The following is a 14,694-nucleotide window of genomic DNA, read 5'->3' as shown; positions in this document are numbered from 1 at the left end:
CGCCGCATCCAAAAAAATACCTCCACTGAACCAAATACGATTCAGGGAGGCATTTCCGCTTAAGCCTATTTCAGCAGATACATTCTTGCTTCAAAGGGACGCAGCGATCCATTAACAGGTTCATCGCTATAGTTGGAGATCAGCAGCTCTTTGTCTCCCTTAAGTTCTTCGGGCAAGTCGTAGAAAACGGTGTTTCCGTAGAAGTTGCACAGCACGAGAACCGTGGTATCGTCCAGCGTGCGGGTATAAGCGAACAGATCTTTGTCATCGGAAAATAGCAGCTTGAAATCTCCGTAAACGATTACGTTATATTCCTTGCGAAGCCCGATCAGCTTCCGGTAATAGTGAAATATAGAGTCCGGATTCTCCAATTGATCCGCCGCATTGATCCCGGTATAATTCGGATTCACCCGAATCCAGGGCTCGCCTGTTGTAAATCCGGCATTTTCGCCCGCATCCCATTGCATCGGCGTCCGCGCGTTGTCACGGCCTTTGGCATAGATGGATGCCATAATATCTTCATGGACATACCCGCCCTCAAGCCGCTCTTTGTACAGGTTCAGCAGCTCAATGTCCCGGTAGTCTTCGATCGGATACTGCACGTTTGTCATGCCCAGCTCTTCGCCCTGATAAATGTAAGGAGTGCCCTGCATCCCATGAAGAAGAGTGGCGAGCATTTTGGCCGACTCCACACGGTACTCCCCGTCATTTCCCCAGCGGGAGACAATGCGCGGCAGATCATGGTTGTTCCAGAACAGACTGTTCCAGGCTTCGCCTTTCAGCTCGGTCTGCCATTTGGTCAGCACCTGCTTCAATTTCAGGAAATCGAGCGGGGAGAGATCCCACTTCCCTTTGCCTTCCTGCTCGTCCAGACCGATATGCTCGAACTGGAACACCATTGAGAACTCGCTGCCGTCCGGATTGCTGTACAGCTTGGCGATCTCCGGAGTGGCGCCCCAGGTTTCTCCTACCGTCAGTAAATCACCTTTTTGAAAGGTTTCTCTGCTGAGCTCTTGAATGTATTTGTGGAGGTTTGGACCGTTGCCGGTGATTTTCCGGTCGGGCTCTTTGGCAATCAGATCGATAACATCCAGACGGAAGCCGCCTACTCCCTTATCCATCCACCAGTTAATCATGTCATAAATCTCCTGCCGGACCTTCGGATTATCCCAGTTGAGATCCGGCTGCTTCACGGCAAACTGATGGAAATAATACTGCCCAAGTTCCGGCACCCACTCCCATGCGGACCCGCCGAAGCAGCCTCGCAGATCATTGGGCGGTGTTCCTTCAACGCCGTCTCTCCAGACGTAATAGTCATGATACGGATTGTCCTTGCTTTTCTTCGCTTCCAGAAACCAAGGATGCTCATCGGACGAATGGTTCAGCACCAAATCCATGACGATGCGGATGTTGCGCTTCTTCGCCTCGTTAATCAGCGTCTCCATATCGTCAAGCGAACCGAACATCGGATCGATGTCCTGGTAGTCGGAAATGTCATATCCATTGTCATCCTGCGGCGATTTGCATACCGGGGACAGCCAGATCGCTCCGATCCCAAGCTCCGCCAAATAATCCAATCTGGAGATTATTCCTTTCAGGTCCCCGATCCCGTCTCCGTTCGTATCCTGAAAGCTGCGGGGATAAATTTGATACACTACCGTCTCTTTCCACCATTTCTCATTTTGCACAGGTATCCGCCTTCCTTGTCATAAATCTCGTGATATAAAAACACACCGGCGCCGATTCCATCCGGCACCGGTGTGATCAAACGCTTCGCTTACGAAGTGGCGCGTTCAGGACAACGTCCTTACAGCCACCACATTTCGCCAAGCTGCTCCTGAATCAGCACCTGATTCAGATTATCGACCGCTTTGGAGAAGCCTTCATTGATCGACATCAGACCATCCTCGTGCTCGATGCTGACCACGTAGTCATAGCCGACCAGACGAAGCGCGCTGATGATGTCGGCCCAGGTCTTCAGATCATGGCCGAAGCCGACGGTGCGGAACTGCCATGCGCGGTCCAGCATGTTGTCATAGGTCTGCATATCGGTCAGCCCGTACTTGTTCACATTGATCGGATCGATGACCGTATCCTTGGCGTGAAAGTGGTGGATCGCTCCCTCCCGGCCCAGAATATGGATGGCCTGCACAGGGTCAATGCCCTGCCACCACATATGGCTCGGGTCCAGATTGGCACCGATCACTTCGCCGGCAGCCGCTCTTAGGCGGAGCAGCGTAGCCGGGGTATGCACCGAGAACCCGCCGTGCAGCTCAAGACCGATTTTAACGCCGTGTTCAGCCGCAAAGGCACCGGTCTCCGTCCAGTAAGGGATGATTTTATTCTCCCATTGCCATTTCAGTACATCCTGAAAATCATTCGGCCACGGCGCGACCGGCCAGTTCGGATACTTCGCACCCTCATGGTCGCCCGGGCAGCCGGAGAATGTATTGACAACCGGAACACCCAGCTTCTCCGCGAGTTTAACGGAATTCAGGAAATCCTCGTGATCCTTTTGCGCCAGCTCTTGTTGCGGATGCAGCGGGTTGCCGTGACAGCTGAGCGCACTGATGACCAGTCCTCTCGATTCCACCGCATGCTTGAACTCTTTAAGTGCACGTTCATCCTCGAGCAGCAGCTGCGGATCGCAGTGTCTTTTTCCCGGATTACCTCCTGTGCCGATCTCGACCGCTTTAACCCCTTTCTCCGCCACATAATCGAGCGCTTCTTCCAGCTTCCGGCCGCCGAACAGCACCAAAAATACGCCAAGTTTCATGGAATGTGTTGCTCCTCTCTGTATATCTTCCGTATTAAAGTTAATTGATTTATTTATTCAGTACCGCTTGAGCCGAATCCTGGGCTGCGCTATCCTCGGTTCCGTCAAAATAAACCGTCTTCCCGGTGCGGGCAGATTCGTAAATCGCCTCCAGAATTTGTGTGACCACCAGCGCCTGCTCCGGCTTCACAAGCGGCTCTTTGTCCAGGGTTACGGCTTCGAGCCACAGGCGCGCTTCGCGGTCCGCCTCGCTCTCCTCATCGCCCGAATAGAATGCGACTCCGCCCGGAGTAAGCTCAATATTCGTCTCGTACAGGCGGCCGGACTTCTCACCGTTGATACGGAGTCCGCTCGTCATGTCGGCGCCGGCTTCCGTTCCGCACAGCAGCGTCTTCGCTTCGCCATACTCGGCGACGTTCAGCGCCCAGCTCGATTCGAGCGCAATCGTCGCGCCGTTCTCCATCGTAATGAAGCCAAACGCGGAATCCTCAACCTTGAACTGCTCGGGGTCCCACGGGCCGAACGCATTGGCGGCGTTCTTGCGTTGTCCGAGCTTGTGGAAGACCGAGCCGGTTACGCTGTGCGGCTTGTAATTGTCCATCATCCACAGCGTCAGATCAAGCGCGTGGGTGCCGATATCGATCAGCGGTCCGCCGCCCTGCTTCTCTTCATCCAGGAAGACGCCCCACGTCGGCACCGCGCGCCGGCGCAGCGCAATCGCTTTGGCATAATAAATGTCGCCAAGTTCGCCGTTCTCGCACATTTCCTTCAAATATTGGCTGTCATTGCGGAAACGGTTCTGGTAGGCGATGGACAGCTTCTTGCCGGTACGGCGTGCTGCTTCCAGCATGGCCTGCGCCTGCGCTGTCGTCTTGGCCATCGGCTTTTCGCACATAACGTGGCAGTCAGCTTCCAGAGCGGCAACCGTAATTTCCGAGTGGCTGTCGTTCGGCGTACATACATGCACAACATCGATGCCGCCGTCTTCCAGCAGCTTGCGGAAATCTGTATAGACCTTGGCATCTTGCGTGCCGTACTTCTCCGCCGCTTCCTTCGCGCGTTCTTCAATAATATCGCAGAAGGCTACCAGTTCAGCGTTTTTTTGGCGGGACAGGCTTGGCAAATGCTTGCCGTTTGCGATACCTCCGCAGCCAATAATTGCGATTTTAAGTGTCTTAGACATAAATGTTGCCTCCTTGTTTATAATTTGGTTTCAGCCATTCCAAGCTTGCCGCCACGCTTTCCAGCGCCGGCCGGCTGCAGTAATCCTGTTCAACAATCGCCCATTCGGTTCCGGCCTGTTCCGCCGCCTTCAGAATGGAGGTAAGATCAACTTCGCCCTCGCCGAGCACGACCGTTTCCGCCGAACCGTCTTCCCGCCGCTTCATATCTTTAAGATGGATGAGGGGGAGCCGTCCGGCATACTTGCCGATATATTCCACGGGGTCGTAACCGCCGTATTGAACCCAACAGGTATCCATTTCAACCTGAAGCAGCTCCGGCAGAACTTCACTGTAGAGATAATCGAAGGCGGTCTGGCCTCCGCTGCTCTCCCGCAGCTCGAAATCATGGTTGTGGTACAACAGGACCACTCCTTGCTGCTTGGCCTTCTCTCCAAGAATCCGCAAATTGGCGGCAATCCTGCTCCAATCGGAACGCTGCTCCTCACTGAGATAAGGCACGATCAAATAGTTGCTGCCGATCTTGCGTATGTAGTCCATTTCGGCATCGGCATTCTCCAGCAGGACATCATATGGGCGATGCGCTCCTATGGCTATGAGTCCCGTCTCCTCAAGCAGCGCCTTGACCTCGCCTTCACTTCTGCCAAAATAATGGAAGAATTCGACACCGCTGTAACCGAGCGCCGCCACTTTTCGCAGCGTGCCTTCGAAATCCTGTTCCAGTTCTTCTCTGAGCGTGTAGAGCTGCAGCCCGATCTTCAACATGCAATCACTCCCTGGACATGGTTTTGTAGCCGTATGGTTCAGTACCCAAGTGCAAACGATCCCACTAACTGACTCGGCAAATCCCTAGCCGAAGCCCTTACGGGAAAATCTGAAAGCCTTTTACCTGAACAAAAGGGCTCTTTCTTACCGCTGATTCACCTTCATCTGCTTCTGATGCTTGTTGCCTGGGCGAACCGCAATCCATGTTTTCTTGATGGATTTCTCATTCTGGGTATTATTTTTCGATGCCCTGGAACTAGTATCATCGTAATCTGAAAGCGTATATAATAAAATGAATAATATGATTAAAACATGAACAATCTGATTATCATTTAAAAAAGAGGCAGGAGGACATATGACAAGTGACGCACCTTGCACGATATTAACCGCCGGATTCTCCTTCCACCGCAAACCGTTCCAGATGTCGGAAGCGGAAGGCTTTCCCCATTATCTGATTCGTCTCCAGACCGAAGGGTGCTGCAGCGCTTTAATCGACGGCGCGATTACGCGTGTCGAAAGCGGCGGACTGATGCTTATTGCTCCGGGCGTCCCCTACAACCTGATTATCGACAAGGAACATTATCCGCTCGGCGAACCGCGTGTCGAAAGCGGAGATTATCATATTTTTTGCCGGGGAGAGTGGCTCGACCGGTGGTGGAATAGCCGTCATCGGGCGTCGCTCATGCATATTCCGCTAAACGACGCCTTTGTCGGCCTTTTTCGCCAGCTTGTGCTGGAGCAGCGCCGCCTGTCCGATTTTTCCCCGGAAATCTCAAGCTGTTACCTGCAGATTCTCTGCATGGAAATCGACCGGATTACACTCGACCGCCCTTCCGTATCCCCAAGGGGTTATCTGGCATACCGGATGAAGCAGTTCGTGGAAGAAAACGCGGCCCTTCTCTTCCGTCTTGAAGACGTGGCCGCTCATGTCGACATTTCCGTCTCGCGGGCCGTCCATCTATTTAAGGAGGAGTTCGGGACGACGATTGTGAAATATGTAAATGAAGTCCGTCTGGAAATGGCGCGCGAACGGATCGTCTACAGTCCGATGCCGCTGGAGCACATCGCGGAAACCTGCGGCTTCATGAATTACACCTACTTTCACCGGCAGTTCCGCAAACGCTACGGCATGTCACCGAAGCAGTTCCGTACCCTCAGCAGGGAAAAGGATGCGCCGGCGCTTATTAGACCTTGAGTCCTGAACTTTCCTGCTGCTGGAGCACAAAAAAGATGCCCTCCTCTTAAGGACGACATCTTGCATTGCAAGGCAAATCGATCATTCTTCCGCTTCTTTAATGGACAGCAGTCTGCGGAATCTGACGATGCTATCCCCTTTGACTTGCTGCTCGGTATAGACAAAGGCGACCTTCGTCCCCTCTTCCAGCTTCTCCACATGGGCTCCCAGCGCTTCGCTGAACTGAAGATCGACCGGTTCGCCATACACTGTTATTTCAACGGTATGAGGATCGGCCTGTCCTTCGTAAATGCCGACTGCTTCTTTTTGCACAGCCTCAGTCAAACCTTTTGCAGCCGATTTATGATATCCCGGTACTGTGAACGCCAGAGAATGTGCCGATACGGCTTGTCCACCAATGACAAACAGCAGAACTGCAGCCATCAGCAGCGCGCAGGCCCGGAATCCGGTTAACATCATGCTCATTGCACCTCGCTTCTTAAGAATGTCATAGCACTTTAGCAGAAAGTGAAAGCAGGCGAGTGTATCCTTTTTATAACCGGAAAGGCTTTCTTTCAAACGTAGCAATCCGCCTTAAGGCTGTAATTTCGCTTCGACACATTTCCCGTATTTCAGACTGCCACGCATGCGGATAATCTACTCTATTCGGCTTCATCGGGAGATAGAACGATAGATTGAGCCGACGGTTAATGCTAAGCTCAAACCCAAAAAGGGAGCGCCCCGCCGCTTTCGGCAGGACACTCCCTTTTTTTCCAATTATCAATTTGTAAGATAACTTCTTTCGCTATGGCCCGCTTACGATATCGGCTGGCCGTCCTTCTCTCGCTTGCAGCCGCTGCCCTTGCAGATCCGGTAATTCCCTTTGAAATCGAGACGATGGTCGGTTACGGCAAATCCGTATTCCTTCTCGAGTCTCTTCTCCAGCTCTTCCAGCCAATCATCCTTGATTTCGGCCACTTTGCCGCAGGATTGGCAGATCAGATGATGGTGCATATGATCATGTCCTTCGCTGCGCAGATCGTAACGGGATACGCCGTCGCCGAAGTTCATTTTCTCAACGATATGAAGCTCGCACAGCAGCTCCAGCGTTCGGTACACTGTGGCCAGGCCGAGCTGAGGAAAGCTTCCCTTGACGAGCATATACACCTCTTCTACGCTCAAATGGTCCTTCTCGTTATCAAGCAGAACCTTAACAATGGCTTCGCGCTGCGAGGTCAACTTGTAGTTGTGGGCGGTAAATTGCTGGGCAATTGTATCCATAGGATTCATGATCATTCCTCCCTCCCCGGTCTTTATCATTTATGCTGCCGGAAGTTTAATCGTAAGATTGTCTAGATTAGAATTATTATAATAAGAGCATACCAAATGCATCGCAAAAAGGAAAGAGGCAAGCCGCCGTTACTCTCCCCCATCAGCTGCGCATTTTAAATCAATCATCCCGTAAGCCCTCCGGTTATAATTGATCCTGAAATTACACTATATATAAAATGAACTTAAAAAAATGACATCAGGGTGAGAGTAACGAAGGGGAAGTTTGGAACTGTAGGAGCGATAGCGATCGCCCGAAAGCTTTCCGGAGGAAAGCTCGCTTCGAAAGCATAGGCTGTCTCCGGATTTCATCCGTGAAGAACGGTACAATCAAGAAATCTGGAGACAACAGCGGCCGTAAGTCCAAACATTCCTCGTAGTTATAGACCATACCCAAATGGGAAAATCTCAAGTTCATTTTATATAGCCCCCGGAAAGGAAATTCAGCCCATGCAGTATTATTTGCAAATTCAAAAGGCCGTGGATTATATCGAGCATCATCTGCAGGAGGACCTCGCCATTCAGGAAATCGCTTCTTCCGCCTCCTTCTCTCCATTTCATTTTCAGCGTCTGTTTCTCGCCATTTCAGGTTTTACCGTTCAGGAGTACATCCGCAAACGCAGGCTTACCGAAGCTTCAAAGCATCTGTTGGATTCGGATGAAAGCATTCTCTCCATTGCCGTAGCCTATCAGTATCATTCGCAGGAAGCTTTTACGCGCGCCTTTGAGAGCTATACCGGGATAACGCCCGGGAAATTTCGCAAAGAGAATCGGGGATATATCGGACAGTCACCGATCAGCTTTCTTCATCATCCGGAAAAAGAAACCGGAGAATTCGAGATGGACAAACCGGCAATTGTTCAATTGGACCGTATACGGATAATCGGCTGCGAGTATAGGACACATTTGGATGGCGGCCGCCATTACCGGGAGATCCCCGGCTTTTACGACGATTTCGGCAGAAACGGACATTTTATGCATATCCCGCACAGAACTGCGCCAGGAATGGCTTACGGGGTTTCCTGCCGCTTTCAGGACGACGGGGGATTCTCTTTTATTGTGGGGGAAGAATCCGGAGAAACCGGGGAATCGCCAAATCAACCCTATGTCAGCATCGATCTGCCGGAAGGGAAATACGCCAAGTTCAATGCCTCCGGTCCCGCGGAGCACATTCAGAACAAACGGGATTTCATTTACGGCGTATGGCTGCCAGAGTCCAAGTATGTTCGCAGGGATGGACCCGATTTTGAAGTAACCGATGTGGTTAACTCCAGATTTCCGGGCAGTATGAGAATGCAAATATTTATTCCGCTCGTTTAAGCAAAAAGCCCATACGGATGAATGCCCTGAGTCCATACCTTATAGCAGACAGCGTTCTGTTAAGGAGATGACCGGGTGATGAAGTCAACGAAAAAAAATGACGCAGCCGTTACGGCAGATGTTCTGCGCAAAGTGGCGAGGGGCATGCTGCCGTTCTACCGAACCATAGCCATGAGCCGGAGCTATGCGAAGGCCTGGACCCACGCAGTTGTCACAGCCGACCTTGGGCTGATGGGCAAACTGTTAAAGCAGGCTGCGCCGCTGGCCGCACGGCAGGGATACGGAACGAACGCCATTGGGTATTTTGTGGACTTTACTTTTCCGCCTCCCATAGCTGTGTACACGAACGGCACTACCATCCCGCCGGGACTTGTACAGTTTACGTTCAGCACAAAGGTGCACCGCCGGATCGCCCTCGCCGTGCTGCCGCTGTACCGCGAGCTGGCCTTTAACCGGAACTTCGCCGACGCTCTGGCACGGGGTATTCGCAGGAATGACCGCCAATCGGTCTCGGCCATGGTACGCGGGCTTGTTCGCAGTCCTGCCCTTAAATCGGTACGCATTGAAGAGTCCGGAATTGCTCTGCTGTTCAAAACCAGCGACTCCCCTTATCCTTACCGCAATCTTTTGTTCAAGGGAGTGGAATGACAGACTGCATCCGGTTGTCTCCCGCAACCTTTCCGGCCTGTCCTCCGTTTAGAATGTGACGGTTTCGTAAACCGTACTAGTTGGAGGTGCAGCTATATGACATTTACCAAAAAAGCGCTGGCAGCCGTTTCGATCAGCGCATTAATGATGCTGTCAGCAGGAAGCGCAGTCTTTGCCGCCGGAAGCGGATTCACTGATCTTGGTTCCGTTCAGGGTAAGGAGAAAATCGAGAGCCTGAAAGACCGCGGGCTTATAAAAGGAATAGACGGCTCGAAGTTCTTGCCGGGTTCCTCCTTGAGCGCAGCTCAAGGTATTCAGTTTATTGCGGGAGGCCTGCAGCTCAGTCTCGCTGCTATAGACTTCATTAAGGCTCCCGTTGCCAGCGATATTTTCACCAAAGTCAAGAACGATGCCTGGTATGCCGAAGCTTTTATCAACGCGCATTATAACGGTATCGAAGTCCCGACGGATATCGATCCCAAGGAGCCGATGACCAAACAGCAGTTCACCGCCCTGCTCGTACAAGGCCTTGAAAAAGCCGGCAATCTGCCGATGATCAAGCTGGCTCCGGCGAAAATCGCGGACGAAGACCAGATTGACCCTTCTTACCAGGGCGGCATTCAACGCTCCCTCGCGTACAAGATCACCGCGCTCGACAAAGACGGGAAGTTTCATCCGGAGAGCAAGCTGACCCGGGCTGAAGCGGCTGTCATGCTGTATAACGCCTTGGAGTATCTGAAAGTTCACGGCAATCGCTAAACTGTTTAGAGAAACGCACTTGCCTCCTGTACGGACGGCATCCGTGCGTTTCTTTTTTGCCTGCGCAGACGAAATCATGAAAAGCGGTTTACTCCTGAAGCATTCCTTATTAAACTATTGAAGTAGTTTTCATATAAAGGAAGTGTAGGCAATGTCCAATCAATTAAAAGCCGATTGCGCACAATGCTTCGGTTTATGCTGCGCAGCTTTGCCTTACGCCAAATCTGCCGATTTTGCAGCCGATAAAGCCGGAGGCATCCCCTGCCCCAACTTGCAGGCCGACTACCGCTGCGGTATCCATAAAGATCTCAGAGCAAAAGGCTATAAGGGCTGTACCGTCTATGAATGCTTTGGCGCGGGGCAGAAAGTATCCCAAATTACTTATAAAGGTAACGATTGGCGAAAAAATCCGGGGTCGGCCCAGGAAATGTTCGAGGTCTTTCCGATTATGCAGCAGCTGCATGAGATGCTGTGCTATTTGAATGAAGCATTGGAGAGGCAAGAGACCGGACCGATACATACCGATTTGCGGGCTGCTCTGGAATCAACCGAAAATCTCACAAAGCTTGACCCGGAATCGATTTTAAAGCTAAACGTCCCCGTCCATCGGGCGGTCGTTAATGATCTCCTGCTTCAGACAAGTGAACGGGTGCGGGCCAAAGTTCCGCCGCGGCATCATAATCACCAAAAGGCAAAACCCAAAATGAGCAAGAGAAGCGACTACATCGGGGCCAATTTGCGGGGAGCCGATCTTAGTGGCGCCAATTTGAGAGGCGCTCTGCTGATCGCAGCCGACCTCCGAAATGCAGACATGCGACAGGCCGACCTGATTGGCGCCGATTTCAGGGATGCTGACTTAAGCGGCGCAGATCTCACGGGAAGTATTTTTCTTACGCAAGCACAAATCAACTCGGCTAAGGGCGATATTCATACGAAGCTGCCGCCCTCGTTAACGGTTCCCAGCCATTGGATGACCTAATGCCTGGAACGGCCCTTGTATTGTACCCTTGTATTGTAAGCTTGCTTGGACCCAAACGATTCATTGAGGGACCTCAAGGGATATGGTATAGTTAGAACCAATAATAACCGAATACAAGACCGCAATTTCACTAGGGGAGTCACCTGACTGAGACGGAGCCGCGAGCTTCGGACCCTTGGAACCTGATCTGGATCATACCAGCGGAGGGAAGTGGAACCTGAGCTTTTACTTGACTGAAGCCGGACAGCTAGTGCTGATGTTCGGCGGATTTCTAAAGGCCCGTTCATTTCTCTAAAGGAAATGGACGGGTCTTTGTTCATTTAAAGGAGGGTTGACCCGCTATCGAAGAACTTTTAACTCTTAAGCGCCTTTCTTTTTCGTTTCCGCAGCAGAAGCCCGTATTTTCGGATCTGTCATTGACAGTTCGCAAAGGCGAATTCGTCAGCATCGTCGGCGCCAGCGGCTGCGGCAAGAGCACGCTGCTGAAAGTGATAGCCGGACTGCTGGAGCAGTCGGCGGGAGACATCCGGCTTCGCGGCACCGACTCCGGCTCAGGCGCCAACCGGCTTGGCCATATCGCCTACATGCCTCAGCAGGATCTTCTGCTGCCCTGGCGGACCGTGCTGGACAACTGCGTGCTGCCGCTTGAGATTAAAGGCCGAGCCTCCAGCGGCACCAAGGCCGAGGCGCGTGACATGCTGAAGCGTGTCGGTCTCGCCGGTTATGAGCTTGCTTATCCGCATGAGCTGTCCGGCGGGATGCGGCAGCGGGCCGCCTTTGTCCGCACGCTGATGAACGGTGGCGAATTGATGCTGCTTGATGAACCGTTCGGCGCGCTCGACGCGATGACCAAGCGGGACATGCACCGTTGGCTGCTGGAGCTGTGGGGGAACCTTAAGCGGACGGTGATGTTCATCACGCATGACCTGGAGGAAGCGGTTCTGCTCAGCGACCGCATCTTTCTGATGCCTGCCGGAAGCGGCGGCGCCCTTCAGGAGATGAACGTCGGGCTGCCAAGGCCCCGGAGCATGCAGATGAACTTTGAACCCGGCTTTGTATCCTTACGGGCCGAGCTGGAGCGGAGGCTATATGAAACGCGCGCCGTTTAATGAATTGATTCACCGCTCAGGCGCTTTCCTTCTCCTATTGCTGCCCGTTCTCGCCATATGGGAAGCCGCCGTTCGCTTGGAACTTGTTCCGTCCTTTATCCTGCCCGCTCCTTCTTCGATCTGGACGGCGCTCGTCCGAAACGCAGGGCTGCTGCTCGGCACCCATCTGCCCGCTACTCTTGAGGAAGTTGCTATCGGCTGTATGATGTCGGTGGCAGGCGGCATTTTGCTCGGAATCGGCATGCATCTGTCCCGGACGCTGGAGAAGGCGCTCTATCCATTGATTATCATCAGCCAGACGATTCCATTGATCGCGCTCTCCCCCATTTTTATTATGTGGTTCGGGTATTCCCTGTGGAGCAAGGTTGCCGTCGTCTTCCTGACGGCGTTCTTTCCGGTGGTCGTCGGTGTCTACGACGGTCTGGGCAAAAGCCGCGGCGCCTATCAAGAGCTGCTGCTGACGATGGGCGCAAGCCGCAGGCAGCTGCTGCTTAAAATCGGCGTTCCGCTGGCGCTCCCCTCCTTTTTCTCGGGGCTGAAGCTGACGGTAGTGTACTGCGTGATCGGCGCAACCATCGGAGAATGGCTCGGAGGGACGCGCGGTCTCGGTTATTACAGCCGCCGGATGGCCGGAAGCCTGCACAGCGCCGAAATGTTCGCCGCGATTGCCCTGCTCTCGGCGCTCGGCATCGCCCTTTTTCTCACAGTCCGGCTGCTGGAACATCAGATTCTTAAGAAAAGAGGTACATATTGATGAAATTTTTTACCCGAAGTAAAGCTATGCTGCTGTCTGCCCTAACGATGCTGTTTGTGACAACCGCTTGTGGAGGCTCTTCGCCGTCCGGCGATGCGGCGGCTTCCTCCGCGCCCTCACAAGCCCCCATTGCATCGGCCAGCCCGGCCGAACCTGCTCACAAGCTGACGCTTATGCTCGACTGGTATCCGAACGCCGTGCATTCTTTTTTGTACGCCGCCCAGGAACAAGGGTATTTCGCCAAGCAGGGACTTGATGTAGAGATTCAAATGCCGGCCGACACGAATGACGCCCTGAAGCTCGTCGCCGCCGGCAAGGTTGATCTGGCGCTGAGCTACCAGCCGCAGGTACTGATGGCCCGGGGGGAGAAGATTCCCGTCAAAGCGCTGGCCGCCATTGTCCGTCATCCGCTAACCCACCTGATGGTGCCTGCAGACAGCTCCATACATAGTCCTAAAGATTTGGCAGGCAAAAATATCGGCTATTCCTCCATCCCGCTGTATGAGGCGATGGTCAAGACGATGGTCAAAGCCGATGGCGGAGATCCGGACAAAGTGAATTTCGTGGATGTGGGCTACGATTTGATCCCGGCCATTTCCACCGGACAGACCGACGCCATTATGGGCGCGTTCATCAACCACGAGCAGCTTATTTTGCAAAAAGAAGGCCATCCTGTCAACTCCATCGACCCGGCGAAATATGGCGTACCCGACTACTCCGAGCTGGTGCTGGTCGCAAGCGACGAAGGAATCGGCACCCGTAAGGACGATTTCGGCAAATTTTTGGCAGCGATGCAGGAAGGCCAGGCGTATGTTCAAGAGCATCCTGACGATGCGCTGGCGATCCTGCTGAAGCATGAAGACGCGACCGCCCCGCTCGACAAGGACATTGAAGCGCAGAGTCTGAAAGTGCTGCTCCCGCTGATGGACGCTGGCGATAAGCCTTTCGGCTATCAGGACCCCGCCTCATGGGATAAGGTGCAACAGTGGCTTTCCGATAACGGACTGCTGCCTGCTGGGATCGAAGCCGGGGACGCTTTTGTCAATTTATAAGTAAATCTATTTCATTTAGGAGGAATTGAAATGTCATTTATTACGAAGCTTCGGGATAACAATCCGCTCATCCACAACATTACCAACATCGTCGTCACCAACTTTACTGCGAACGGTCTGCTCGCGCTGGGGGCTTCGCCGTTTATGGCGGATTCGCATGAAGAGGTGGCGGATGTCGCCGCGATGTCCGGCGCCGTTCTGATCAACATCGGCACGCTTAACGATCACTCCATCAAGGCCATGCTGATTGCCGGACAGTCGGCCAACAAGCATGGTGTGCCGGTCGTTCTTGATCCGGTGGGAGCTGGCGCAACAGCCTTTCGGACCGAAGTCACCCATCGCCTTGTCTCGGAGATGAAGATTACCGCGCTGCGGGGAAATGTGGCCGAAGTTGCCAACGTGATCGGGGAGAAATGGTCCATCAAGGGCGTAGACGCCGGAGCAGGCGACGGCGATCATGCCGTAGTGGCCGTGAAAGCGGCGAAGAAGCTCGGATGCATCGTCATTGTAACCGGAAAAGAGGACATTATCACCGATGGCGAGAAGACGTATATCGCGGCCAACGGCGACCCCATCCTGACCAAAGTGACCGGTACCGGATGTCTGCTCAGCTCCGTCGTTGCCGCTTTCCTGGCGGTCGCTGGGGACGCTCCGCTGGAAGCGGCGGCCGAAGCCCTCTCCTTCTACGGCGTCGCCGCCGAAATCGCGGCGGAGAAGACGGCTTCCCAGGGTCCGGGCAGCTTCCAGATCGAATTCCTGAACCAGCTGGCTCTGCTTACGCCGGAAGAATACGGCAAGCGGTCGAAACTCCGCGAGGCGTAAACAGAACTACTCAGCAAAGGAGACTA

Annotated in this window: 15 protein-coding genes and 1 riboswitch; of the genes, 9 read left to right on the top strand and 6 right to left on the bottom strand. The window is 53.3% G+C overall.

What is annotated here, in order from left to right; genetic code table 11:
- Positions 1-65: 65 nt before the first annotated feature.
- The 4 genes from PSAB_RS11625 to PSAB_RS11610 all read right to left on the bottom strand — a co-directional run bounded on the left by PSAB_RS11625 (position 66) and on the right by PSAB_RS11610 (position 4,722).
- Positions 66-1,688 carry a glycoside hydrolase family 13 protein gene (locus PSAB_RS11625; protein ID WP_025334754.1) on the bottom strand — a complete coding sequence of 541 codons (1,623 nt, stop codon included), beginning with the start codon at positions 1,686-1,688 and terminating at the stop codon, positions 66-68.
- 119 nt (positions 1,689-1,807) lie between these two features.
- On the bottom strand, positions 1,808-2,776 hold the full coding sequence (locus tag PSAB_RS11620; protein ID WP_025334753.1) for a sugar phosphate isomerase/epimerase family protein: 969 nt from the start codon (positions 2,774-2,776) through the stop codon (positions 1,808-1,810).
- A 49-nt stretch (positions 2,777-2,825) separates the two neighbouring features.
- A complete protein-coding gene (locus PSAB_RS11615; RefSeq protein WP_025334752.1) occupies positions 2,826-3,959 on the bottom strand; it encodes a Gfo/Idh/MocA family protein in 1,134 nt (377 codons plus the stop codon).
- Positions 3,952-4,722, bottom strand: coding sequence for a sugar phosphate isomerase/epimerase family protein (locus PSAB_RS11610; RefSeq protein ID WP_025334751.1), 771 nt, complete (start codon positions 4,720-4,722; stop codon positions 3,952-3,954). The genes PSAB_RS11615 and PSAB_RS11610 overlap by 8 nt, the downstream gene beginning before the upstream one ends.
- 355 nt (positions 4,723-5,077) lie before the next feature.
- Here PSAB_RS11610 and PSAB_RS11605 point away from each other — a divergent pair, with 355 nt between their 5' ends.
- Positions 5,078-5,917, top strand: a complete 840-nt coding sequence (locus tag PSAB_RS11605; RefSeq protein WP_025334750.1) for an AraC family transcriptional regulator — start codon at positions 5,078-5,080, stop codon at positions 5,915-5,917.
- Between the two features lie 81 nt (positions 5,918-5,998).
- On the opposite strand, the gene PSAB_RS11600 is transcribed toward PSAB_RS11605, so the two are convergent.
- Both PSAB_RS11600 and fur read right to left on the bottom strand, forming a co-directional pair.
- Positions 5,999-6,382, bottom strand: a complete 384-nt coding sequence (locus PSAB_RS11600; protein ID WP_144240510.1) for a hypothetical protein — start codon at positions 6,380-6,382, stop codon at positions 5,999-6,001.
- 330 nt (positions 6,383-6,712) lie between these two features.
- A complete protein-coding gene (gene fur / locus PSAB_RS11595; protein WP_084266652.1) occupies positions 6,713-7,186 on the bottom strand; it encodes a ferric iron uptake transcriptional regulator in 474 nt (157 codons plus the stop codon).
- Positions 7,187-7,675: 489 nt separating this feature from the next.
- Between fur and PSAB_RS11590 the strand changes: the two genes are divergently transcribed.
- The 8 genes from PSAB_RS11590 to thiM all read left to right on the top strand — a co-directional run bounded on the left by PSAB_RS11590 (position 7,676) and on the right by thiM (position 14,668).
- Positions 7,676-8,545 (top strand): AraC family transcriptional regulator, encoded by an 870-nt coding sequence (locus PSAB_RS11590; protein ID WP_025334747.1) that lies wholly within the window; start codon positions 7,676-7,678, stop codon positions 8,543-8,545.
- A 78-nt stretch (positions 8,546-8,623) separates the two neighbouring features.
- Positions 8,624-9,193: a hypothetical protein gene (locus PSAB_RS11585; RefSeq protein WP_038595795.1), complete on the top strand. Its 570-nt coding sequence runs from the start codon at positions 8,624-8,626 to the stop codon at positions 9,191-9,193.
- Between the two features lie 96 nt (positions 9,194-9,289).
- The gene (locus PSAB_RS11580) at positions 9,290-9,952 is read left to right on the top strand and encodes an S-layer homology domain-containing protein (RefSeq protein ID WP_025334745.1); all 663 of its coding nucleotides are present in this window, start codon (positions 9,290-9,292) and stop codon (positions 9,950-9,952) included.
- Between the two features lie 151 nt (positions 9,953-10,103).
- Positions 10,104-10,931, top strand: a complete 828-nt coding sequence (locus tag PSAB_RS11575; RefSeq protein WP_038595793.1) for a pentapeptide repeat-containing protein — start codon at positions 10,104-10,106, stop codon at positions 10,929-10,931.
- A 122-nt stretch (positions 10,932-11,053) separates the two neighbouring features.
- A riboswitch (TPP riboswitch) is annotated at positions 11,054-11,157 on the top strand.
- A gap of 190 nt (positions 11,158-11,347) precedes the next feature.
- Entirely contained in the window at positions 11,348-12,040 is a 693-nt protein-coding gene (locus tag PSAB_RS11570) for an ABC transporter ATP-binding protein (RefSeq protein WP_338045082.1), read from the top strand.
- Positions 12,021-12,794 (top strand): ABC transporter permease, encoded by a 774-nt coding sequence (locus PSAB_RS11565; protein WP_025334743.1) that lies wholly within the window; start codon positions 12,021-12,023, stop codon positions 12,792-12,794. The genes PSAB_RS11570 and PSAB_RS11565 overlap by 20 nt, the downstream gene beginning before the upstream one ends.
- Complete coding sequence (locus tag PSAB_RS11560) at positions 12,794-13,846, top strand: ABC transporter substrate-binding protein (protein WP_025334742.1); 1,053 nt, start codon at positions 12,794-12,796, stop codon at positions 13,844-13,846. The genes PSAB_RS11565 and PSAB_RS11560 overlap by 1 nt, the downstream gene beginning before the upstream one ends.
- A gap of 30 nt (positions 13,847-13,876) precedes the next feature.
- The gene (gene thiM / locus PSAB_RS11555; RefSeq protein WP_025334741.1) at positions 13,877-14,668 is read left to right on the top strand and encodes a hydroxyethylthiazole kinase; all 792 of its coding nucleotides are present in this window, start codon (positions 13,877-13,879) and stop codon (positions 14,666-14,668) included.
- The last annotated feature ends 26 nt before the right edge of the window (positions 14,669-14,694 follow it).

Origin of the sequence: Paenibacillus sabinae T27, from assembly GCF_000612505.1 — a bacterium.
Taxonomy (GTDB): Bacteria; Bacillota; Bacilli; order Paenibacillales; family Paenibacillaceae; genus Paenibacillus_AQ; species Paenibacillus_AQ sabinae.
This window is presented reverse-complemented; position numbering and strand designations above follow the sequence as displayed.